General features: G+C 65.6%; 24 protein-coding genes. 13 read left to right on the forward strand and 11 right to left on the reverse strand.

The features are described from left to right. Positions 1-43 precede the first annotated feature (43 nt). The 3 genes from CFR71_RS08440 to CFR71_RS08450 all read left to right on the forward strand — a co-directional run bounded on the left by CFR71_RS08440 (position 44) and on the right by CFR71_RS08450 (position 7,052). Positions 44-4,045, forward strand: coding sequence for a cellulose biosynthesis protein BcsC (locus CFR71_RS08440; RefSeq protein ID WP_110530239.1), 4,002 nt, complete (start codon positions 44-46; stop codon positions 4,043-4,045). Between the two features lie 12 nt (positions 4,046-4,057). Further along, complete coding sequence (locus CFR71_RS08445) at positions 4,058-5,791, forward strand: SGNH/GDSL hydrolase family protein (RefSeq protein WP_239020319.1); 1,734 nt, start codon at positions 4,058-4,060, stop codon at positions 5,789-5,791. Positions 5,792-6,008: 217 nt separating this feature from the next. After that, positions 6,009-7,052, forward strand: a complete 1,044-nt coding sequence (locus CFR71_RS08450) for an MBL fold metallo-hydrolase (protein ID WP_110530046.1) — start codon at positions 6,009-6,011, stop codon at positions 7,050-7,052. Here the strand turns inward: CFR71_RS08450 and CFR71_RS08455 are convergent. Continuing rightward, the gene (locus CFR71_RS08455) at positions 7,025-7,651 is read right to left on the reverse strand and encodes a TetR/AcrR family transcriptional regulator (protein ID WP_165832060.1); all 627 of its coding nucleotides are present in this window, start codon (positions 7,649-7,651) and stop codon (positions 7,025-7,027) included. The two genes, CFR71_RS08450 and CFR71_RS08455, sit on opposite strands and share 28 nt — an antisense overlap. Positions 7,652-8,307: 656 nt before the next feature. On the opposite strand from CFR71_RS08455, the gene CFR71_RS08460 reads away from it, so the two are divergent. Further along, complete coding sequence (locus tag CFR71_RS08460) at positions 8,308-8,496, forward strand: hypothetical protein (protein WP_206057819.1); 189 nt, start codon at positions 8,308-8,310, stop codon at positions 8,494-8,496. 228 nt (positions 8,497-8,724) lie between these two features. Here the strand turns inward: CFR71_RS08460 and CFR71_RS08470 are convergent, their stop codons facing one another. Continuing rightward, the gene (locus CFR71_RS08470) at positions 8,725-10,191 is read right to left on the reverse strand and encodes an alginate export family protein (protein WP_110530247.1); all 1,467 of its coding nucleotides are present in this window, start codon (positions 10,189-10,191) and stop codon (positions 8,725-8,727) included. A gap of 877 nt (positions 10,192-11,068) precedes the next feature. On the opposite strand from CFR71_RS08470, the gene CFR71_RS08475 reads away from it, so the two are divergent. The 4 genes from CFR71_RS08475 to CFR71_RS08490 are packed head-to-tail and all read left to right on the forward strand — an operon-like array spanning position 11,069 to position 14,973. Continuing rightward, positions 11,069-12,094: a sulfate ABC transporter substrate-binding protein gene (locus CFR71_RS08475; protein WP_110530055.1), complete on the forward strand. Its 1,026-nt coding sequence runs from the start codon at positions 11,069-11,071 to the stop codon at positions 12,092-12,094. A 28-nt stretch (positions 12,095-12,122) separates the two neighbouring features. Beyond that, complete coding sequence (gene cysT / locus CFR71_RS08480) at positions 12,123-13,004, forward strand: sulfate ABC transporter permease subunit CysT (RefSeq protein WP_110530251.1); 882 nt, start codon at positions 12,123-12,125, stop codon at positions 13,002-13,004. An 11-nt stretch (positions 13,005-13,015) separates the two neighbouring features. Then, positions 13,016-13,882: a sulfate ABC transporter permease gene (locus CFR71_RS08485; RefSeq protein WP_408891766.1), complete on the forward strand. Its 867-nt coding sequence runs from the start codon at positions 13,016-13,018 to the stop codon at positions 13,880-13,882. After that, on the forward strand, positions 13,879-14,973 hold the full coding sequence (locus CFR71_RS08490; protein ID WP_110530058.1) for a sulfate/molybdate ABC transporter ATP-binding protein: 1,095 nt from the start codon (positions 13,879-13,881) through the stop codon (positions 14,971-14,973). Before CFR71_RS08485 ends, CFR71_RS08490 begins: the two co-directional genes overlap by 4 nt. 288 nt (positions 14,974-15,261) lie before the next feature. Here CFR71_RS08490 and CFR71_RS08495 read toward each other — a convergent pair whose 3' ends face one another. From CFR71_RS08495 to CFR71_RS08515, 5 genes are all read right to left on the reverse strand, one after another. After that, the gene (locus CFR71_RS08495) at positions 15,262-15,441 is read right to left on the reverse strand and encodes a CsbD family protein (protein ID WP_110530061.1); all 180 of its coding nucleotides are present in this window, start codon (positions 15,439-15,441) and stop codon (positions 15,262-15,264) included. Between the two features lie 514 nt (positions 15,442-15,955). Next, positions 15,956-16,171, reverse strand: a complete 216-nt coding sequence (locus CFR71_RS08500; RefSeq protein ID WP_110530064.1) for a hypothetical protein — start codon at positions 16,169-16,171, stop codon at positions 15,956-15,958. A 311-nt stretch (positions 16,172-16,482) separates the two neighbouring features. Beyond that, on the reverse strand, positions 16,483-16,743 hold the full coding sequence (locus CFR71_RS08505; protein WP_133250231.1) for a hypothetical protein: 261 nt from the start codon (positions 16,741-16,743) through the stop codon (positions 16,483-16,485). Positions 16,744-17,118: 375 nt separating this feature from the next. Further along, on the reverse strand, positions 17,119-17,322 hold the full coding sequence (locus CFR71_RS08510) for a hypothetical protein (protein WP_239019181.1): 204 nt from the start codon (positions 17,320-17,322) through the stop codon (positions 17,119-17,121). 93 nt (positions 17,323-17,415) lie between these two features. Beyond that, on the reverse strand, positions 17,416-17,712 hold the full coding sequence (locus tag CFR71_RS08515; protein WP_133250232.1) for a hypothetical protein: 297 nt from the start codon (positions 17,710-17,712) through the stop codon (positions 17,416-17,418). Between the two features lie 95 nt (positions 17,713-17,807). On the opposite strand from CFR71_RS08515, the gene CFR71_RS16150 reads away from it, so the two are divergent. Next, positions 17,808-18,026: a hypothetical protein gene (locus CFR71_RS16150; protein ID WP_133251112.1), complete on the forward strand. Its 219-nt coding sequence runs from the start codon at positions 17,808-17,810 to the stop codon at positions 18,024-18,026. 86 nt (positions 18,027-18,112) lie between these two features. Here the strand turns inward: CFR71_RS16150 and CFR71_RS08520 are convergent, their stop codons facing one another. Beyond that, a complete protein-coding gene (locus CFR71_RS08520) occupies positions 18,113-18,916 on the reverse strand; it encodes an SDR family NAD(P)-dependent oxidoreductase (protein ID WP_110530073.1) in 804 nt (267 codons plus the stop codon). Between the two features lie 122 nt (positions 18,917-19,038). Here CFR71_RS08520 and CFR71_RS16485 point away from each other — a divergent pair, with 122 nt between their 5' ends. From CFR71_RS16485 to CFR71_RS08530, 3 genes are all read left to right on the forward strand, one after another. Beyond that, entirely contained in the window at positions 19,039-19,182 is a 144-nt protein-coding gene (locus CFR71_RS16485) for a hypothetical protein (RefSeq protein ID WP_165829164.1), read from the forward strand. 164 nt (positions 19,183-19,346) lie between these two features. Further along, positions 19,347-19,541, forward strand: coding sequence for a hypothetical protein (locus CFR71_RS08525; RefSeq protein WP_110530076.1), 195 nt, complete (start codon positions 19,347-19,349; stop codon positions 19,539-19,541). 162 nt (positions 19,542-19,703) lie between these two features. Beyond that, a complete protein-coding gene (locus tag CFR71_RS08530; RefSeq protein WP_110530079.1) occupies positions 19,704-19,889 on the forward strand; it encodes a hypothetical protein in 186 nt (61 codons plus the stop codon). A 165-nt stretch (positions 19,890-20,054) separates the two neighbouring features. Here the strand turns inward: CFR71_RS08530 and CFR71_RS08535 are convergent, their stop codons facing one another. Both CFR71_RS08535 and CFR71_RS08540 read right to left on the reverse strand, forming a co-directional pair. Beyond that, a complete protein-coding gene (locus CFR71_RS08535) occupies positions 20,055-20,987 on the reverse strand; it encodes a metallophosphoesterase (protein ID WP_165829165.1) in 933 nt (310 codons plus the stop codon). Positions 20,988-21,465: 478 nt separating this feature from the next. Continuing rightward, positions 21,466-21,618: a DUF3309 family protein gene (locus CFR71_RS08540; RefSeq protein WP_110530085.1), complete on the reverse strand. Its 153-nt coding sequence runs from the start codon at positions 21,616-21,618 to the stop codon at positions 21,466-21,468. A gap of 201 nt (positions 21,619-21,819) precedes the next feature. On the opposite strand from CFR71_RS08540, the gene CFR71_RS08545 reads away from it, so the two are divergent. Further along, positions 21,820-22,065 (forward strand): hypothetical protein, encoded by a 246-nt coding sequence (locus tag CFR71_RS08545; RefSeq protein ID WP_110530088.1) that lies wholly within the window; start codon positions 21,820-21,822, stop codon positions 22,063-22,065. Positions 22,066-22,293: 228 nt separating this feature from the next. Here the strand turns inward: CFR71_RS08545 and CFR71_RS08550 are convergent, their stop codons facing one another. Beyond that, positions 22,294-22,755: a hypothetical protein gene (locus CFR71_RS08550; RefSeq protein WP_133250234.1), complete on the reverse strand. Its 462-nt coding sequence runs from the start codon at positions 22,753-22,755 to the stop codon at positions 22,294-22,296. Between the last annotated feature and the right edge of the window lie 157 nt (positions 22,756-22,912).

Genomic DNA, 22,912 nt, shown 5'->3' on the forward strand with positions numbered 1-22,912 from the left:
GCGGCAACATAAAGCCATGACAGGGCTGCCCTGCATAAGGTCCATGCCCGGCCGCGCCGGCCTGCTTGGGGTTACGGCGCTGTGGGGGGTGGCGACGGTCGGGCTGCTCTGCGTGCCGCATGGCGCGTGGGCGCGTTCGCAGCCCGCCGCCGCCCCGCCGGTCGAATCGCCCGCCACCCCCGCCACCGATGCGGAGGACGAGGCGATCGAGCGCGCTTCCCATCCCACCCCCGAGGATGAGGAGGCGGCCCATCCCTATGCCGTGTCCGACGTGGAGGAACCCGCCGACGCGCCGGTGGCCGCGCCGCCGACCGACCTGGCCCCGTCCAGCCCGTCGGAAACGCAGGCGGTCGATTCCAGCGTGCAGCGCCTTGAACACGCGACGGAGGTGTTCGACCTGCTGCTGGATGAAGGCAGTTACTGGCTGACGCATCATGACCTGCGCCGCGGGCACGAGGCCGTCAGCCGCGCGCTGCAGATCGACCCGACCAGCCCCGAGGCCCTGTACCTGCAGGCACGGATCGACATTTCGATGGGGCAGATGGCGCAGGCGCAGGCGCTGACGGACCGGCTGGCGCAGTCGGGCCGCATGTCGGACGAGGTGGCGCAGCTGCGCGGGATGATCAAGGCCGGTCCGGTGGACCCCAAGCTGCTGGCGGAGGCACGCGCCTTGGCCGGGTCGGGCAGGATGATGCCCGCGATGTTCAAGTACAAGGCCCTGTTCAAGAACGGCGATCCGCCGCCGGACATGGCGCTGGAATATTACCGCGTCCTTGGCGCGACCATCCTTGGCTATCAGGAGGCGCGGACCAAGCTTGCGGCCTATGTCGCGCACAACCCGCACGATCTTGACGCGGCGTTGACCTATTACCGGGTGCTGACCTATCGCGTGACCTCGCGTACCGAGGGGATGACCGGGCTGGAGCGCCTGATCAACGGCCATGTCCCCACCGGCATCCATGACGAGGCCCTGCGCGCCTGGCGCGAGGCGCTGCTGTGGGAGCCGATCGTGGGCCAGACGGTCCCGCTGTACAAGGAATGGCTGTCGATCCACCCCGATGACGAGGAGGTGCATACCCGCCTGATCAAGGCGCTGCAGACGCAGGCCACGTTCGATGCGGCCAATGACCGGATGGAGGGTTATACCCTCATGGCGCAGCGGCGGTTCGGGGATTCGGAATCCCTGTTCCGCAAGGCGCTGGCGGTCGATCCCAACGATGTTGACGCGCTGGGCGGCATGGGCCTCGTGGCGCAGGCGCGCGGGCAGCGCGACCAGGCGCGGACCTATTTCGAAAAGGCGATGAGCCTTGACCCCGACCATGCCGACCGCTGGCAGAAGGCGATCCAGGGGCTGAACAGCTGGAAGATGTCCGGCGGCGGCGTGCGCAGCGACCCGCTGGTGGCGGGGATCGCCCATGACATCGCCGTGGGCAACTTCGCCCAGGCGCATGCCGGTCTGGAACGCCTGGCGCGTCGCCGCAACAGCGCGCTGACGCTGCTGTCGCTGCAGGGCGCGCTGGCGCGGCGCGAGGGCAACACGGCGGAGGCCATGATGGCCTACCGCGCGATCCTTGCCCGCTGGCCGGGCAATACCGACGCGCTGTTCAACCTTGCCGACCTGCTGATCGCCAGCGGCCATGACGAGGAGGCGCGCGCCATGCTGCCGCGCTTTGGCAGCGGGCATCGCACGATGGTCGACCACCTGCAGGCCGAGCTGCTGGCGTCGGAGGCATCGCGCGCGCCCACCGACGCGGCGCGCATCGACCTGCTGCGCCGCGCGGTGGCGACCGATCCGCGCAACCCGTGGCTGCGCCTGCGCCTTGCCCAGACGCTGTATAACACCGAAGACGCCGCCAACCGGGCGGAGGCCGCACGGATCATGGACGACCTGACCGCCCCGCCGCGCGCGGGCGTGCAGGCGTTGCAGGCGGGCGTGATCTATGCGCTGAGCCAGCATGACACCGCCACGGCGCAGCGCCTGCTGGCGCGCATCCCCGACAGCCAGCGCACGGTGGATATCGACGCGCTGTCGCAGCAGGCCGACCTTGCGCAGGAGGTGCACGATATCGAGGCGGCCCATCATTTCGACCGCAAGGCGCTGATGGGGCTGGCGGACCGCGCCGACCCGACCGGCGTGCGCGGCACGATGATCGGCAATGCCCTGATCGATCACAACATGCCCCAGTCCGTGCGTGAGGTGCTGCAATCGGAAGAGCGCATGACACAGGCGCCCCAGCCGCAGGAAATGCTGTCCTATGCCGGGTTGTACCTTCAGGTACACGACATTGCCGACGCGCGGCGCTGCCTTGACGCGTTCGACAGGCTGGGCCAGCAGCCCGGCGCGCAGATCACCGCCGACCAGGCGCGCCTGCGTGAACAGCTGGGGCTGGCGGCGCAGATCCTGACGGCGGACCAGATGGACAATCACGGCCATCCCGCCCGCGCGAAGGAGGTGCTGGACCCGCTGATGACGCGGTATCCGGATTCGGTGGACGTGCACCTTGCGATGGGCCGCGTGTACCAGGCGCGGGGCGAGGCGCGGCGCGCGCTGGCCGAGGACCGGGCCGCGCTGGCGATCCGGCCCAACAACGTCTATGCGCTGGCGTCGGCGGCGCGCGACGCGGGTGGCGCGGGCGAAGTGGCGGCGGCGCGCGGCTATGCCCGGCATCTGTCCGACCTGCAGCCCGATGCCCCCGTCACGTGGGAAATCCGCGCGGAAATGGCCCGCATCGACCGCGATTCGCGCACGCAGCTGGCGGACCTTGACCATGTGCATGAACAGCAGTGCGACATGCCCGGCACCGTGAACTGCGCCCCGCATGAAAACTTTCGCGCCGATTACCGCTGGCCCGACATCGACAGCGAATATGTCAACCTGCGTGGCGCGACGCTGCCCGATACGTACCATTACCTGCAGCAGGACGACCAGATCCAGGCGACCACCCGGCAGATGGTCTACCTGCGGGATTCGGTGTCGCCGCAGATCGACGCCAACACCTTCGTGCGCAGCCGCACCGGCCGCGTCGGGCTGGGGCAGCTGACGGAATTCGCCGTTCCCATCACCGGGACCATCCCGTTCGGGACGTGGGACCACCGGCTGTCATTTTCCGTGACGCCGACGCTGCTGTTCACCGGCGACCCCCTGCGCAACCCCAATTCTGCGCGGGAGTTCGGGACCGTGGCGGTCAACGGCGCGCGGCCGTGGGGATACCATCATTACTATACGCAGGGCGTGGGCCTGAACCTCAGCTATTTCAACCGCTGGTTCAGCGCGGATGTCGGGTCCTCGCCGCTGGGCTTCCCCATCGCCAACGTGGTGGGCGGGGTGGAATTCGCCCCGCACCTGACGCGTAACCTGACGCTGCGTGTCAGCGGCGGGCGGCGCATGGTGACCGACAGCGAACTGTCCTATGCCGGGGAACGCGACCCCGGCACCGGGCGGACATGGGGCGGGGTGACGCGCAACTTCGGCCACGGTGCGCTGGAATGGTCCGAGGCGGGATGGAACGCCTATGCCGGGGGCGGCTTTGCCTATCTGGAGGGGCATGACGTCATCGGCAACACCGAGACCGAGGCCGGGGCCGGCGGCAGCGCCACCGTGTGGGAGGAAAAGGGTCGCCAGCGCCTGCGTGTCGGCGGGGACCTGATGTATTTCGGCTACAAGCACGACAGCTACTTCTTCACATGGGGACAGGGGGGCTACTTCTCCCCGCGTGACTATTTCGGGGCGATGGTGCCGGTCGAATGGTCGGGCCATACCCAAAACTGGACGTGGTTCCTGCGGGGCGAGGCGGGATACCAGAATTACCACAGCAAGGGCGCGCCCTATTACCCGACCAACTCCCTGCTGCAGGCGGCGGTCTCGGCCCCCAATTCCTATGGCGGGTACGGGGCCAGCGGACTGGCGGGCAACGTGCGCGGGCGCGTGGTCTATCAGGTGGACCACCGTTTCCGCGTCGGGCTGGAGGGTGGATATACCCGTGCGGGAACGTGGTCTGAATCGGATGGCATGCTACTGTTCCATTACGCATTCGACGGACAGTAAGGAGCCCGCTGCATGACACGCGCGCGTAAAAAGGCCACCGCGATGAAAAAGATGGCGCACCGGCGGACCACCCTGTTCGCCGCCCTTGCGCTGGCGACGCTGCCGCGCGTCGCGTGGGCGCAGGCATGCCCCGACGCGGGCGACGGCACGCAGGGCCTGTGCATGCCCGCCACCGACGCGGCATCCGCCGGGATGGACCGCGCACCCGGCGCCCATGACGACGCGCGCGCGGGATATCGCGCGGGCGACCTGTGGCAGGCGCACGGACAGGTCTGGCAGGCGGACTCCGTGACGGCGGGACAGGCGCGCTGGACCCGCATGACGCCCACGCGCCCCGCCGACACGTTCGGCGCGCATGCCCTGTTCGCCGGCGGGCCGATGCGGATGGTGTCCGGCTATCACGGTCCCGCGCTGGATGTGGAGGTCACGCAGGGCGGACAGCCCGCCGTGGTGACGATCGGCATCGGCGCGGACGGGGACCTGGACCATGCCGCCCTGCGCGCGGCGCTGGCGCGGCGCGACGGCGGGACGTTCGCCAATGTCGTGCGGGTGTATGACCAGTCGGGGCATGGCAACCACCTGCTGGCGACGCCGCAGCATGTCGTGCATGTGGGCGAGGTCCGCATCGCGGGCCATGACGCCATTTCGTGGGGGGAGGCCAACGGCCCCGGCGGCTTCATCCTGCCCGCCGGGGTGCGGGTGCGCGGCGATGGCTTCTTTTTCGGCACGACCGGGACCTATGCCTCCTCCAATTCCGGGTTCTCGGCATTTCCCGTGCCCGTCCTGCTGGGCGAGGCGGGACAGAAGAACACCTTCAAGCTGTTTTTCGGCAGCTATAGCCTTGACGGGTTCGCGCATGTGGCCGACGGGATGGACCCCGACCACCGCACGGACCTTGTGGTCATGAACTCCCCCGCCGCCGTCAGCGTGTATGGCGATCATGACGGCTATCACCTCGATGCCGCCAATTCGACCGGCACGTACATGCGCGGCGCGATGCCCACGGGGATGCTGTCGGGCGGGTATGTCGGATACAATGCCGACGGGGGCGAATGGTTTGTCCAGGGCCGCAACACCGGGCAGTGGACGGGCATGGTCATCGCCGATGTCGCGCCGCGCCGCGAACAGGTCCGCGCGTTCCAGGCCGCCGCCGCCGTGGCGGGCGATTACATGCCGCAGCTGCGTTCGGTGTTCGTTGCGATCGGTGACAGCCGGACAGAGGGATACCTGCTGGCCGATGGCCGCAACTGGCCCTACCTGATGCAGCGCCACGGCCGGTACCAGAGCTATGACTTCGGGGTGTCGGGGGCGACGACGCGGCAGATGGTGGGCATGCTGCCCGCGGCGGAGGCGGCGGGACGCAATGCGTCGTCCAGGGTCGCGGTGGTGTTCGGCGGGGTGAACGACCACCTGCCATACAGCCACATCCCGGTGGACGAGACGCTGCGCAACCTTGCGCAGATCACGCGGCGGCTGAAGGCGGCGGGGTTCCATGTCGTCATCATCGCGGAGGCGAACACCACCGGCGCGCCGCGCGCGGAGATCCAGAAGGCGATCGACAGCCACATGATTACGGTGGACGCGGAAATCGACCCCTTCGCGCCGGGACAGCCGATGGCCGACGTGGGCGACCGGACATACTGGTTCGCGGATTACACCCATCCGTCGCAGCACGGGCACTGGGTCCTGTCGGAAACGGTATGGAAACGCGTCGGTGGCTGGCTGATGCAGCCGGCGCGTAACTGACGGCTGGCAGGGAAAGATGGTCTGAAAACAGCCTGTTGATGATGAAAGTTTTTGGGTCTCGCCTTTTTTCAAAAAGGCGACGTCTTTCAAAGCGTTTTGAAAAAAGCTTTACCAAAAACTTTTATGATTTCAGGCCTTTGCAGGCAGGGCTGGCGACAGGATTTGCCATGCCCCCGATGCAGGCGACATACTGTCCCCTTCGCCGGAGAGTGCCTGCATGTCCCTGTTTCGCGTGTCCGACCATTGTGACGGAACCCGTTTTTACAACCCCGCCAGCATCCTGCCGCCCGGATGGCGTCCGCGCGGGCTGCGCGCGTGGGACATCTGGAAATGGCAGCGCAACCGCCCGCCATCCGACTGGCCCGCATGGATCGACAATCCCGTCCCCACCGGCGACCCGCGCCAGCCCCCGGCGGCGGGCGCGATCCAGGTCACCTTCATCGGCCACAGCACCTTCCTGCTGCGTATCGCGCGGGCCGACGGGTCGGTGCTGACGGTCATGACGGACCCGATCTTTTCCATGCGCTGTTCGCCGGTGCAATGGGCCGGGCCGCGCCGCGTGCGCGCGCCGGGGCGGCGGATGGCGGACCTGCCGCCGATTGACGTCATCCTCGTCTCCCACTGCCATTACGACCATATGGACCTGCCGTCGCTGCGCGCGCTGGCGCGGCGGGGGGATGACCCGCTGGTGGTCGTGCCGTCGGGCAACGCGCGGCACCTGCGCCGCACCGGGCTGCGGCGCGTGGTCGAACTGGACTGGTGGGACAGCGTGGAACTGGCGGATACGCGCATCACCGCGACGCCCGCGCGTCATGCCGCCGCCCGCACGCCGTTCGACCGCAACCGCAGCCTGTGGGCGGGATTCATGTTGCGGGTGGCGGGGCCGCAGGGCGCGCGGCAGGCATTCTTTGCCGGGGATACGGCGCATGGCCGTCACTGGGGCATGATCCGCGAACGGCTGGACGCGCCGGACCTGGCGCTGCTGCCGGTCGGGGCCTATGACCCGCGCGACCTGATGGCGTCCGTCCACGCAACGCCGGAGGAGGCATGCGCGGGGTTCATCGAACTGGGCGCGCGGCGGGGCGTGGGGATGCATTTCGGCACGTTCCGCCTGACGGACGAACCGATGGACGAACCCGTGCGCAGGCTGGCGCGCGCCGTGGTGGCGGCGGGACTGCCGCCCGATGCCTTTACCACGCTGGGCCATGGCGAATGTCGCGACATCGCGTGCGTTCAGCCCGCCGCCGCCGACCCGCGATAGGGACGCGCGCCCATCAGGATTTCCCGCGTGGTCCGCAATGCGCGGGACAGGCGCGCCGGTTCGCGGTCGATCCTGAACGCCACCGCGGTGCCCAGCCAGTAATGGAACAGTTCACGCGCCACGTTCGTCGGTTCCATGACCGGGCAGACCGACCCATCCGCCATCCCCGCGCCGATCCCCCCGCCAAGGAGCGTGACCAGGATTTCGATGCCGCCATCCATCACCCTGCGCATGCCTTCGGAAAAATCGCTGACCTCCGCGCCGATCTTGACGATCAGGCACCTGCGTCGCGGGTCGGGGCTGGTTTCGCGCTCCACCCATGATGACCAGTATTCCATCAGCCGTTCCAGCCCCGACAGATGGGCGCGCGACAGGAACATGCGAAGTGTCGCGGCATGTTCGTCGATGCAGTGCCGCAGCAGGTCCTGTCCGAACACATCCTTTGACGCGAAGTAGTAATAGAACGATCCCTTGGGCACATGGGCTGCCGCCAGCACGTCATTGATGCTGGTACTGGCAAAGCCCATCTGCGCGACCAGGGGCCATGCCTGTTCCAGCAGCAGCAGACGGGTGGCGGATTGCATCGGGGTGGCGGCCATTATGGGCGATCGGTTCCGGCGCGGGGTGATGGGATCAGGGACATGAATGGCAAGTCTAGCGCAACATGCGAAAAGTAAAACATGCTTATGATATACAGATTTCTTTGATTGACGCGGTCGTCGCACCATCGACGGATCGCGATGGCGCGTGGCGACATGCTACCCGTTTCACCCATTCGTGTCAGGGGGGCGGGATGTCATGGAATGTATCGTCGCGCATGTGTCGCGGCGGGGACGCATGAAAACCACGTCATTTGTCGTATATTTCCGCCATGCTGTGGAATCCGCTGTTCCCTGCCTGCGTGACGGCCGGGGCAGGCATGGGGATGAAGATCAGGTTTCTGATATATTGTTGTATATAAACAATAAAATAGCGTCATAAAAAACAACATAAACAATCGTTATTTTAAAATAAAACATAACGTATTCGTTTTATACTTGACATCGCATTGCCTGCTGATAGGGTGCGGATGTCATCAGGACGGTATTTTCCATCCAGGGATCATCATCATGACGATATGCATGCGCGGCCATGGCCGATGTTGGGGACCCGTCATGCGGGCACGCCCCGGATATTCCCCCCCGGCGCGATAGACGGTCATCGGATCTGTCGAAATCGTCCGGGAATGATACAGGATTTTTTCGGATTACAGATCATGCTTGAATCAACAATCATTGAAATTGACGGCATCTTTGTCGGGACCGCGATCGTGCTGGCGAACGTCGCGGGCCGGCGGTTTTACGCCACCCATGACCGGGTGCGCGCGCTGCATAATGCCGTGCTGCCCGACCTTGGCAGCCTGCGCCGGCGCGTGGCCCGCCTGTTCCGCGCCACCACGCCCTGATGGGGGCGGATCATCCCGTTGGGGATAATCCCTGTTCCGCGCGACATGAAATCAATGACGGTATCGGCCATCCGCCGCCAGCCATGCAGCGGATGGCCAGCCCCCGATAAAAAATGACAGAAGTTTTTGGGGGGCGCATTTTTTCAAAAAGGCGACGTCCTTCGAAGCTTTTTGCAAAAAGCTTCACCAAAAACTTTTGTGATGGCACGATGCCTTGTCGCCGTGCCGTCAGAAGCGGAACACCAGGTTGGACTGGTAATAGGTTCCGCTGGACCCGCCCGCCGCGTTCAGGGCGTGCGACGTCATGAAGCGCGAGACATACTGCGTCCATGACAGGTGGGTATTGATCTGCCACGCCAGCGACGCCTGTGGCGCCATGCCGATGAACTTTCCCCCGAAATTCCCAGAAAAGCTGTACGCGCCAGAGGATTTGTAAACCCGGTCATTCGTGCTGTCGCGCCAGAACAGGGGATACTTGATCTGGATGCTGACGGATTTGAAGGGCGTGATGCGCACCAGCGGCGCGAAACTGATGAGGTTGGACGCCGTCATGTAGGTCGTGGTGTCGAGGTAGTTCGTCTGTGGATTGAACGGCGAGATGTAGGTCCCGATATCCCCGCTTTTCCGGGCGTCATTGCCGCCCGAATACACGTCCGTCTGGATCCCGGCAAAGGTATGCAGGTTGTCCTTTGGCACGCGGTAGCCGACGATGGAGTTGATGGCATAGGCGCTGACATTGCGCGCGACGTTGGTGCCGGCGTAACGGAAGACGCCACCCTGCCAGATGCCGCCAACCGAAAATTCGATCGGCCCGGCCTGCCCGTGCCAGCGCACGCCGAAATTGTTGCGCGTGTTCGATCCCTGCGCCGTGCCGGTCGGTGTTGAAATCGCCCCGGCCGCGCCCGACAGCTTGTAGCCGATATAGAACGCATCGACGAAGGAATAGCCCCGTTCGCCAAGGAAGCGGAAATCCGGCGGCGCCCATGTGGTGTCGAACCCGTACAGGCGCGTGGCGTAATTTTCCGTATCGTGGAACATCTTGTTTTCGCTGTCGTTCGTCTGCACGAAATCCCATGCGTCGATGCGGATGCGTTTCCAGATGGCATAGGCGCGAAACCCGTCCCATGACAGCGGCACGTTGGGCGTTTCGCGGTTGTACAGCATGTAGGACGGCGCATCGAGGAACTGCTGGCGTCCGAACATGAACCCCGTCTTGGCCCCCAGTAGGTTCCACTTCGTCTCCACGAACGCCTGCTGCGCGTCCAGCCGCTTGCGATAGGTGGAGCCATAGCCGTATCCGCCCCACCCGGCCGCGTCGGCATTGATAAGCTGTCCGAAGAAACGCAGGTGCGTGCCGACATGCAGGTCCGCGCCATACAGGTTGCGCACGCCAAAGCGCCCGGAATCGTTGGGTTTCTGCGTGCCGAGGTTGGGGCGCGATTCGAACCAGTTGCGCAGCCGCGTCTCCCCCGAGAAGCTGATCCACACCGACCCGCCGGGCGTGAGGGGGATGTATTTCAGCACGTCGAACGGGTCGTCATGTTTCGTGCTGTTGCGCAGGCGGCTCCAGTCCTCGGCCCAGGGGGCGACGCCGTACTGGCCCACCGGGCCAAAGCCCGCGGCCTCCCCGTTGCCGCGATTGAACACGCCCCAGTCATAGGGATGGCCGTTGATGCGGTTCTGCGCCCCGGTCATGACGATCGGCTGTCCCACCGGGTTGGCGTGGGGATAGGTCTGGATCGGCGGGCGGGGGCCGACATGCACCGTCAGGTTTTCGGGCTGTCCCCCGGTGGATTGTGCCCCGGTGGATTGTCCCCCGTTGGGCGTGCCCGGCGTCGCGGGGGAGGCGGGCGTCGCCGTGGCGGATGTCTGGGTGACGCCGCGCGCGCCCGGTGTCGCATGGGCGGACAGGCGGTGGGTGGGCGTCACGTCCGCCGCCGCGTGGGCGCGCGTGCCCGCCATCGCGCCCATGGCCCCCAGCGGCAGGACCAGCGCGAAGGCCGCCGCCGGCCGGGCAAGCAGGCCGCGCGCGTTGCGAATGCCGGTAAGGGGGAGGCTGGCAACGTGTCCGCTGGCGATGCCCCCACTGGCGACGGAACCATTGGCGGCGTTGGGAATGATGGCCTGCGGGCCTGTCGCTGCTGACCGTGGGAAAGGTGCCATTGGGGGACGGGCCATCTTTGCGAAGGGGGAATGGAAAGGCAGGGATATCGGTAATGTGTTTTTATAATACGGTCAACAACGTTAATTTATGAAACACAACACAATGGGAGTAATTACAATGTGGCGCATCGGGATCGGGAGCGCGAAATGAAACCAACTCATTGATATATAAACATAATATATCAAGACCTGATGGCGTTTCCGTGGCGCATATAACACACATACACATGTAATTTACACGAAACACGAACCGTAAAGATGATTATTGACAGGTTTCCGGCGTGTAAATTAGGGTATTAAACGATTGAATATGGTTTATTATCCACCCTCCCGATCCCGGTGGCGCGGCCCATGGCGGCGCGCGGGGGACGGGACGCGCCACGCGGGATGCCGACAGGAAAATCCTATCATGAAACCATCGTCCTTTTTCACACGTCGCGATGTGCTTGGCGCGGGGCTGGGCGGGGCCGCGCTGCTGGCGTGGCGGCCGCGCGCGGCACGGGCGGCGACGGGGCTGCTCAACGTCTCCTACGACCCGACGCGCGAACTGTATCAGGAGATTGACCGCGCATTTTCCGCGCAGTGGGCGCGCGCGCATGGCGGCGCGGCGGTCATGGTGCGGACCTCCCACGGGGGATCGGGCGCGCAGGCCCGCTCCGTGCTGGAGGGCGCGCCCGCCGACGTGGTGACGCTGGGCCTTGCCTATGACATCGACATGCTGGCCGCCAGCGGCCTGCTGCCCGCCGACTGGCAGGGGCGGCTGCCGCACAATTCGACGCCGTTCACCAGCACGATCGTCTTTCTGGTGCGCAAGGGCAATCCGAAGAACATCCATGACTGGCCCGACCTGATCCGTGACGGGGTGGAGGTCGTCACCCCCAACCCCAAGACATCGGGCGGGGCGCGCTGGAACTACCTCGCCGCGTGGGGATGGGCGCTGCGCCAGCCGGGCGGCACGCCGGACACCGCGCGGGCGTACCTGCGGTCGCTGTTTTCGCATGTCCCGGTGCTGGAAACCGGGGCGCGCGGCGCGACCAACAGCTTCGTCCAGCGCGGATCGGGCGATGTCCTGCTGGCGTGGGAGGACGAGGCCCTGATGGCGACGCGCGACATCGGGCCGGACCAGTTCGACATCGTGGTGCCGCCGCTGACCATCCTTGCCGAACCGCCCGTCGCGGTGGTGGAGCGCAATGCGAAGGCGCATGGCACGACGGAACTGGCGGGGGCGTATCTGGATTTCCTGTTTACCGACGCGGGACAGCGGATCGGGGCGAAACATTATTTCCGGCCCGTCACGCCCGCCATCCTGGCGGAAAACCGCGCGACCTTCGCCGATACCGCGACATTCGACATCGCCTCGCTCGGCGGGTGGGCGCAGGTTCACAGGACGCATTTCGCCGAAGGCGGCGTCTTTGACGGCATCTATGCCCGATGAGGTCGCCCCGATGACGGCGCGGGGCGCGATGGCCGCCACGGCGGCGTGGGCGCGGGTCCGCATCGCGCCGCGCGGGCGCGATGGCCTGCCGGGGCTGCGGGTCGGGCTGTCGCTGACGCTGGCGTGGCTGGGGGCGCTGGTGGTCCTGCCGCTGGCGGCACTGCTGGCGCGGCCGTGGGCGGAGGGGGTTGGCAGTGGCCTCGCCGCATTCGGGCACATGCTGCATGACGGGCGGATGCTTGCCGCGCTGCGGGTCAGCTTCGTTTCCGCCCTTGTGGCGGCGGCGGCGGACCTGCCGCCCGGCGTGGTGATCGCATGGGCGCTGGCGCGGGGCGACATCCCGGGACGGCGGGTCATCGATGCGCTGATCGAACTGCCTTTCGCGCTGCCGACGGCGGTGGTGGGCATCACGATGGCGACGCTGTATGGCCCGCATGGCTGGATCGGCGGGCCGCTGGCGCGGCTGGGGCTGAAGGTCGCGTTCACCCCGGCGGGGATTGTCGTGGCGCTGATGTTCGTGGGCCTGCCGTTCGTGGTGCGCACCGTGGCCCCCGTGCTGCGCGCCCTGCCGCGCGAGGCGGAGGAGGCGGCACGCACCCTTGGCGCGACGCGGGCGCAGGTCATCGCGCGCGTCATCGTCCCCGCGCTGTATCCCGCGCTGCTGACGGCGTTCGCCATGGCGTTCGCGCGCGGGGTGGGCGAATACGGGTCGGTCATCTTCATCGCGGGGAACCAGCCGTACCATACCGAAATCGCGCCGCTGCTGATTGTCATCCGCCTGCAGGAATATGACACGCGGGGCGCCAGCCTGATCGGGGTGGTGCTGGTGGCGGTGGCCCTGGCCTCGCTCGGGGGGATCGCATGGCTGCGCCGGCGCGTCGCGCGGGGCGGGGCGGGGGGCGGCGTATGAGGGGATGGCGCATGATGGGGACGCGCGACATGACGGCGCGGGCCGGGCGCTGGGCCTTTGCCGCGCTGGTGTGGCTGCTGGTGGGGGTCATGGTGGTGCTGCCGCCCGCGCTGGTGTTCGCCACCGCGCTGCGCCACGGCGTGGTGGCCGCGTGCGATGCCGTGCTGCGCGATCCCGACGCGCTGCCGGCCATCCGCCTGACGCTGGTGATGACGGGGTTGGCGGTGGCGATCAACACGTTTTTCGGCGTGATGGCGGCATGGACGCTAGCGCGGTTTTCCTTTCCGGGGCGCGGGCTGCTGATCGTGCTGGTGGAACTGCCGCTCAGCGTATCGCCCGTGGTGGGGGGGCTGGTGTGGCTGCTGGTGTTCGGGACGCAGGGATGGTGGGGGGCGGCGCTGGAACGCCGGGGCTTTCCCGTCATGTTCGCCCCGCCGGGCATCCTGCTGGCGACGCTGTTTGTCACCTTCCCCTATGTCACGCGCACGATGATGCCGATGCTGCGCCACATGGGCCGCGCGCAGGAGGAGGCCGCCGTGATGCTGGGGGCCGGGATGTGGCGGGTCCTGTGGCATGTCACCCTGCCCGGCGCGCGTTCGGCGCTGCTGTCGGGGGTGCTGATGACAACGGCGCGGGCGATGGGCGAATTCGGCGCGGTGTCGGTCGTGTCGGGCCATATTCCCGGCCTGACGGAAACGATGCCCCTGCATATCGAGACATTGTATAACGGGTACCAGACGCCTGCCGCCTTTGCGATGGCGGCGCTGCTTGCGCTTATGGCGATGGGTGTCGTCGCGGCGCGCGGCGTGGTCGAGCGCATGGGCAGGAGGGCTGGCGGCGGGGACGTCGCGGCCCGCGGGATCGGGGACATGGCATGAGCGTACGCCTTGAACATCTGACGCGCCGGGTCGCGCGGCATGGCCGCCCGATTGTCGATGACGTCTCGCTGGAGGTCGCGGACGGCAGCTTTACCGCGCTGCTGGGGCCATCGGGCGCGGGCAAGACGTCGCTGCTGCGGATCATCGCCGGGCTGGACGCGCATTGCGACGGGCGCGTGTTCATCAATGCGCGGCGCGTGGACATGATGGAGGCGCGGTCGCGCAACATCGGCTTCGTGTTCCAGAATTACGCCCTGTTCGACCATATGACGGTCGCGCGCAACATCGGATTCGGCCTGTCGATCCGCCCCCGCGCCCTGCGGCCCGACCGCGCGGGCATCGCCGCGCGGGTGGACGAACTGCTGGAACTGATGCACCTGCCGGGCATGGGGGGACGGTATCCGCACGAACTGTCGGGCGGGCAGCGCCAGCGCGTGGCGCTGGCCCGCGCACTGGCGACGGGGCCGGGCGTGCTGCTGCTGGATGAACCGTTCGGCGCGCTGGACCCGCTGGTGCGGCGGCGCATCCGCGGCTGGCTGCGCGACCTGCATGACCGTCTGGGCCTGACCACCATCCTTGTCACCCACGACCGGCATGAGGCGTGCGAACTGGCGGATTCCATCGCCCTGATGCGCGACGGGCGGATCGTGCAGGCCGGCAGCCCGCAGCACCTGCTCGACACGCCCGCGACCCCCTTTGCCATGGAGTTCATGGGCGAGGTCACGCGCCTTGCCGGGCGGGTCGTGGGGGGACGCTTCGTCGCGGACCTGCCCGATGTGCGGCCCGTCGTGGCGGGCGGGCCGGATGGCGTGGCGGAACTGCTGGTGCGGGCGGGGGACGTGCGGCTGCTGCCGGGGCAGGGGGCGGCGACGGCGTGGCTGCGTCAGGCGCATGGACCGATCGGTACGTTCGATGTCATGAGCGGACCGGACACCATCCGCATCGATGCGGTGATCCCGCCGGGCGACGGGCGCATTATCGTCAACTGCGCGCTCGACGTGTCCGTCGGGCGGGTGGCGCGCGACGGGCAGTGGCTGGGGGCGGCGGATGTTCCCGCGCCATCGGGGAGTGCGTGCGTCGCGCGGGCCTGAGGTCCGGTGGGGATGGTTCGCGGGTGTTGCCGTTTTTTAGGAATGTTTTGTTCTTCTGAAGATTTTTGAAAAAAGCTTCACCAAAAACTTCTTCCGGTTTCCGGGAGGTGCCGATGAAGGGGGCAATAAAAAACGCATGCCACGGGGGGGACCATGGCATGCGCGAAGTGGTGTCTGCGCCCCGGTTGGCCGGACCCGGCCCTGCTGTCCCGCGCCATGGGGGATGGCGGGGACACGGGCAACAGGGGGGACGGAATTGACGATCCGTCTCCTCCGGTCGCAGGGGGCCTAGATCTTGTTGATCGTGCCCTTGACGCCGCCGACGGCTTTTTCGGCGCTGCCCTTCAGCTTCTGGGCGGTGCCCTTGGCCTCCAGTTCCTCGTTGCCGGTTGCCTTGCCGACGTTTTCCTTGATCGAGCCAACCGTCCTGTCGGCGGTGCCCTTCATCTTGTCGGTGAATTCACCCATGATTGCGGTTCCTGATTCCATTATGTCCGGACCCGGCCTGCCCGTGATGGCGCGTGCGCGCCGGTACGTTGGTCAGCATGTCCGATGGCCTGACCGGTATCGATCGGCCATATGGTTAAAACGCCGCGTCAGGTACGGGGTTCCACGCAACCCGCAAAAGGTAATCCCGATCTGGCGTATTTTCCCATATATTTCATGAATGTTTATCCATCTCCTGCCCGTGCCCACCCGAAAACCCGGCCCCGGCGGCATTTGAAAAGTCATGAAAGTTTTTGGTGAAGCTTTTTTCAAAAAGCTTTGAAACAGATTAATATTTCAAAAATGCCCGACATGTCCTGAAACACGGCCATGTCACTGTACAAATATGGCGGGCGGAATGTAAATCCCGCCCGCCATATGGCCGTCACGAAAGAAAACGGCACGATCCGGATAAATCTGTAAAAACCAAGATTATGTGAAGAATTTTCACAAATCCCCCAGATGGTCAGTGCGCATCTCCCGTCGCAACGTCCCCTTACCAGTAGGGATAGGCCGGTGGCGGCGGTGGGGGCGGCGGCGGTCCATAGCCCCAGATGGGCGGCGGCGGCCTGCGCCAGACCGGCGGCGGGATGGGCCGGTGCCATCGCCGTTCATGGCGGGGGCCGTAGTAATATCCGGGGGGTCGCGCCGTTGCAAGGACGGGCGACATGCCCGCCAGCAGCGCCAGCGCGGCGAGTATTTTCCTGTTCATCGTCAATCTCCACAACGGGTCGGTCATGTGCAATCCGACAGAACGATTGCGGCGGCAGTGGGAAGGGAACGGGGCACGGACCCCCTGATGATGGTCAGCCCATCATCAGGCGCAGCGCCACCAGGAATGCCATTGCGACGGCAAGGGAAATCATCCCCTCGATCAGTTGTTCCTTCATCCCTGCTTCCTTTCCGATCCGCAGAAAGCCTTTTCAGCAGATCATTAAGGTGACGGGACGCGGGTGACAAGGTGGGGCATTGCCGGCCGGTCTGCATGTGCTGGTGACGCGTGGCGCGGTGGCTGGCCGCGTCCTACCACCCCCGGCCGGGCGGCGGGCCGGCGGGACGTCCGCCGTACTGGCCCCCGCCATAATACCCGTCGCGGTAATATCCATCGCGGTGATGGTGGTGATGCCAGTCGCGGCCGCCGTAACAGCCCGCCAGCGACATGAAGCACGCGAAAACTGCAATCGGGCGCAGCCATGTCATGAAAGTGCTTCCCCGGCGGACATGCGCGCGCATGACGGCGTGATGGCGCTGCGCGATGGTGGGGAATGGGCCGGATGTCGTCATGATGATATGTCCCGTGGCCCGGCATGGGCCGCAAACGCGGGCGCGTGTGGATACGCGCCCGGATTCATGCAGGGGAAACGGATGGCCGGATGCAGGGTTGCCTGTATCGCGCATGATCCTCCGTTCCTCCCTTGCGTGGCGTTAGGTCGTCCGCCCCGTTCCTCCCCTTGCGCATGGCGGGAACGGACGGGGCAGGAACATGAGGTGCCGGGGAAATGTGGCGGATTTCGGCCATGTTGATGGCGGGATGAAAAAACCGCCGGAACGGACGGTACGCCAGGCCCGATGATGGGGGGGCGGGGACGCGGCCCTGTTGGCATGACGGCCCCGCCACCCGGCGCGATGTCAGGCATCTGCGCCGGGGAGAGGGGGGTATCAGTCGTTGCCCGTGGCGCGGTCGAGGCTGCGTCCCGCCTTTTCCGCCGGTCCCTTGGGCGGGTCAAGGGTGTCCTGCACCTTGTTTCCGAAATGGTCCACCTTCTCCCCCGCTGTTTCATGATGCCGCTTGCACCCGGCAAGGCCGGTGCACGCCAGCGTAAGCGACAGCGTCAGGAGGGTCATGGCGCGTGTGGTTTTCATGGTTGGGTTGGCTCCGGATAAAGGAGTAAGCAAAACGCCCGTCCCCGACATCCGGTTGCCTGCGGCATCGGGATTTCGCGCATCGTGCGCCCGTCAGACATGATCGCCCGAAGGCGGTTCCTGCGCCGGGGGCGGTGGCGTCGTGCTGTCGGGGGTGGCCGGATGGAACATGGCGCGGCAGCGCGGCGACAGGCGGTCGAACTTGCGCTGCAGGCACGCGGCGATCCGCCCTTCGTCGGGGATGGAGGTCGTGCACAGGCGCAGCGCGTCGCCCTGGCACGCGCTGGCCTGTCGCTGGCGGGTGGCGTTTTCCTTGCCCATGGCCGGAAACGCGCCAGTCACGCCGCCAACAAGCAGCATCGCGGCCAACAGAAATGGAAATCGTCGCATGCCCGTCCCGATCCGGTTCACAGTATCATTGGGTCCGGATGTCCAACGCATGACGCGACAGCGGGTTCGACGGGCATGGGGCAGGATGGCGGAAAATGAAACGTTCGCGTGCTGGCCGGAAGGTTTTGGAAAAAACGGATCCCCTGTTTCGGGGGCGGGTGAAAACGCAAAAGAAGTTTCTGGTGATGCCTTGTGAAGACGCCGCCTTTTTGAAAAAAGGCGGCACCCAAAAACTTTTACCGGTTTTTAGTCACGGCATTACTGCCGGGCTGTATCCCCGGCAATGTCCTGAAAATTTCAAAGGTTTTTGGTGAAGCTTTTTGCAAAAAGCTTCGTAAAACTTTGCTTTTTGTGAAAAAGCGACACGCGGAAACTCATGTCGCTTTTCATCAGCGGGCTCCTACAGGATGCCGCCCGCGATCGGCAGGTTCACGCCGGTCATGTAGCTTGAATCCTCGCCCAGCAGGAATTCGACCACGCCGGGGATTTCGTCGATATTGCCGTAACGGCGCATCGGCACGCTGCCGATCATCTGTTTCGCGACCTCTTTGGGATCGGTGGAGAAATACTGGCTGCCGACCTTCGCCTGCAGTTCCACCTGCCGGTCCCACATCATGCCCGGCCCCATGAAGGCGGGGCTGATGGCGTTGACGCGGATGTTGTAGGGGGCAAGGTCCTTGGACGCCACTTCCGTCAGGCCGACGATCGCGAATTTCGACGCGGCATAGGCCGCCATGTTCGGCGGTCCCTGCACGCCGGCCATGCTGGCGGTGTTGACGATGCGCCCGAAGCGACGTTCGACCATGTGGCGCGCCACGGTGCGCAGGACATGGAACGCGCCGCACACGTTGATGTTCATGACGCGGGCGAAATCGTCCTCGGGGTAATCCTGTACCGGTGCGAATGCCCCCTGGTAGCCGGCATTGTTGAACAGGAAATCAATGGCGCCGAAATCGGCCACGACGGCGGCGATGGTGTCGCGCACCGCCGCGATGTCGGTCACGTCGCACACGTACGGGCGCGCCGCCACGCCATGCGCCGCGACATCCGCCACCGCGGCCTTCAGCGTGTCGGCGTTCATGTCCAGCAGCGCCACCGCCGCGCCGGATTGCGCCAGGCGTTTCGCGCATGCCAGCCCGATATTGCCGGCCGCCCCGGTGACGACCGCCACCTTGCCAGAGAATCTGAGGGTCTGTCCTGTCATGAAGATATCCTTTGTGAAGCCAGCCGGATTTTATACGCAACTCCCCCCGGCGCGATCTGTTGGCACCCTATGGATGGGGTGAGCGATTACCCATGTCAACACGGTTGAAGGAGAGGCGTTTTATGGGACGCATCACGAAAATCACGGCGGCCTTTGCCCTGCTGGGCGCGCTGGCGGCATGTGACAAGCCCAAGCCGCATGGCGGCGGGTCCGATGACGGGGGCGGCCCCGGCGTCAGCACCCATGGCGGCACGGCGCCGCAATAGGGGAATAATTTCCCCCGTCTTTTTTCGTCCCGCCCCCATCTGCTTTCGGCGCGTCCGGTATCGCGACAGGCGGTATCCGGCGATGGATGGCGCGTACGCGGTGCGCGGCGTGGCGGGATTTCCCGGCTGATGAAAAAACCCGGCTAAAAAACATGGAGTGCCCGATGAGCCATACCTCGATGCGCCATATGACGACGCGTATTGCATGCATCCTCATGCTGGTGGGGGTGGCCGCCTGTTCGGGGCGGCATGTCGCCCCGCCGGGTGGCAGCAGCGCCCCCAATGGCATGGGCGGTGTCAGCGGATCGCCACAGCAGGCGGGCGGCGGTCCCGGCAGCGTGGGCGGCCCCGGAATGTGACGCGGCCCATCGCATGTCAATGCGGCCGTGGCAGTATCGCCATGACATTCTTATGATCGGCGGCGTGGCGAATTCATGAAAAATCCACATTGTGGGATGGGCGATTGCGATATGCTGCCTTTCATACAGTGCTGGTTACCGCTGCATGACGGAGGTTACGCCATGAAACGCTCGATCCGACAGATTCCGCGCGAAATCCGCGACGAATGGAAACAGACGCTGGTGCATGCCTGGAATCGCACCGGCCGTCCCGCCCTGCGGGAATGGCCGAACCGGACCGTGGTCAAGGACGTGATGGAACAGGCGCTGTGCCCCGAACGGACCTGCGCCGCGCCCACCGGCGCCTGACGGCAGCGCGGCGATGCAGGGACTGTCTGGAAAGGTGATCCCGGTAATTCATTGAAATCATAAGGGTCTTTGGGTGCCGCCTTTTTTCTGGAAAGGCGGCGTTCTTTGAAGCTTTTTGCAAAAAGCTTCACCAAAAACTTTTATTTCTGTTGTCGGCAGTCTCTCTCAGTGGGCGTGCCCGCCCGCCTGCGGACGCTTTTTCCCCGGATTCGCGCCACCCCCGCGCGCGGTGATGATGCGCGCCGCGCCGTTGGTGATCGCGGCGGCGGCGACGATTCCCGTCACGCTCGACCCCGCATCGAGGCCCAGGCGGTGGCCTTCGGGGCGCAGGTCCCCGATTTCCTTGCAGACATGGTCCGGCCCCACGGGAATGCGGTGTTCGAACGTATGGCCATGCACCACGAACCAGTTGCCGGGCCACGGGGTGGGGGCCTCGTAAAACGCCTCGCGGATCCACAGGGGATTGTCCTCGTCATCGAGGTACAGGGGGTTGTAGGCCCGCGCCCATGCCACCGGGTCGGGGGCGGTGGGGTCGATGCCGGCATGCATCACCAGAAGCGATCCGATGGCGCGGAAGACGGCGATGGGCGGACGCCCGTCCGCGCCGGGCCGCCATCGGGAAATGCCGTAATCGATCAGCGAACGCGCCTCCTCCGCGCCAAGGCCGGTGCTGACCGCAGCCCGGATCAGCGCGCCGCGCCGGTCGTCGGGCGTGCTGGTCCACGGTTTCAGCCAGTCGCCGCCATTGCGGAAGAAGATGTTGGGATAATCGCGGTTGAACATCGGCGCGAACAGCATCTGTTCATGATTGCCCGGCAGGGCGAAGAACGCGATGTCCGTCCCCGGCAGGCGGCCGCGCCGCGCATATTCCAGCGTATCGACAAGGCAGCCGATGCTGTCCGGTCCCCGGTCGATCACGTCACCCAGCGAGGTGCAGGTGGCGGTGGGGAAATGTTCGGCGCAGTACCGCAGCAGCGCCGTCAGCTGCGCGCGTTCGCCGTGCACGTCGCCGATGACGAATTCCACGTGTCCGTCCGGCAGCGATACGGGAACGGGGATGGGCGCGCTGGCGTGGAGCGTGATGGGCTGTGGTGGCATCGGTGCTGGCATTCCCGGCATGGTTTGGATGCGTCTGCTGTCGTGGCACGCGGCCCGGCCCCATCGGGGTATCGCGCCACATGTCGCGGTCATGAAACGTCATTATAACCGATTCCGCCGCCCGGTTGCACCCACCGGGCCATGGAATCGTGAAATGTCCCATGACCATCAGGGAAGTTTCCGGCCAAGCCTGAAGACCGCATGAAAACAACCTGTTGATAAAACTGATAAAAGTTTTTGGTGAAGCTTTTTTCCAAAAAGCTTTGAAAGACATCACCTTTCCGGAAAAAGGCACCCCCCGGAAACTTTCATGATTTCAGGGTATTACCGGACCCCCCTGTCCAGATCGCGCAAGGTCCCGCCGGACGCGCGATCCCGCCCTGTCCCAAGCGGTACAGGCAGTCCCGTTCGTTCACGAAAAAAGGCGGCAGGAGTGCTCCCGCCGCCTTTTGTCCTGTCCGCGCCATGGCGGCGGGCGTCATATTCGTCCCATGATCATCAGCACCACCAGCACCAGCACGACAAGGCCCAGCGCGCCCGAGGGGTAATATCCCCATCCCGAACTGTATGGCCATGTCGGCAGGGCCCCGATCAGCAGGATGACGATGACGACAAGAAGGATGTTGTTCATTGTTCGGACCTTCGGGATGGGGGCGTCGCCGCATCGGCATGCGTGGCGACCTCGTCCCGCGATAACCCCGCAGGAATGGCGAAGTTCCCAAAGGATTTGCCATCCCGCCGGGGGCCGCCAACCGTCCGGTACGCGCGTGGGCGTGCGGGAACTTTGCCGCGCATGGCGGGTTGTCCCGGCACAGCGGTAAGGATAACGCCCATGCGCCCTGCATCATCCCCTGATTTCCATGCGAACCGTCCCGGTCCCGGCCTTGGCATCCCGCCGGAGGCCCCGCCCGACCCGCACCCCGAGGACCAGGATCCCGCCCTTCCGCCGGGTGGGGAGGACGACGACCTGCCTGAACCCCTGCAACTGCCGGAACATGCGGACGTCGATACGTGGGATAATGAAGGCGGCGAGGACGATGACGACGACATCGCGGATCCCGACGATCCGGATGCCTGACGCCCGCCTGAAAACAGCCCCGACAATACCCTGAAATGATGAAAGTTTTTGGTGAAGCTTTTTTCAAAAAGCTTTGAAAGGCGTCACATTTCCGAAAAAAGCGCCCCCGGAAACTCCTGTCGCCTTTATCGGCAGACTGTTTTCAAACAGCCCCGGGGAAGCCCCGGGGATCGCAGCCTTTCGGGATGAAAGGCGACACCCGATCCCTGTCCCCCCCTGGGGCGCCGCTCAGGGTGAACAGTCGGTCGTGACCAGCCCGTCGGCAAGCGGCATGGAGGTGCAGTGTTCCTGATGTTCGCGCAGTTCAAGGTTCTGCGCCTGCGCATCCGACGCGGCATGGGCATAGGCCTTGTGCACCGCCTCGTTCAGCTGGATCCGCGCGTCCTCGCGCGAAATGGTGCCCTGGTCCAGCTCCGCCCCCAGCCGTTTCATCGTGCCGGCCAGTTCGTTGATCGCGTCATAGCTGATCCCGGCGTTGGCCCCGGCCTCGTACATGGCGGATGCCTCGCACGTCGCGCGGCGTTCGAAATTGCCCTTGACGGGGGGGAACTGCTGTTTGCACGCGATGGTCTTGCCACGCATGATCGACAGCTGTTCCTGCACGCGCTGCTGCTGTGTCGGGCCGGAGGAGCACGACGCCAGCGTGGGAAGCACGCATGCGGAGAACAGGTACAGGAAATATTTCCTCATTTTCATACAAATCCCGGACGTGAATACCGCCCCGGCCTGTCGCGACGTGATGTATCGTGGCCCCGGGGACTGTGCGGATGGGGAACGGGCGGGGCTGCCGGTCCGGGCCGCCGGGATCCTGTCCGGCGGGGGGATCGGGCCTGCCGTTCCCGGCGGA

It is taken from the genome of Novacetimonas pomaceti (assembly GCF_003207955.1).
GTDB lineage: Bacteria > Pseudomonadota > Alphaproteobacteria > Acetobacterales > Acetobacteraceae > Novacetimonas > Novacetimonas pomaceti.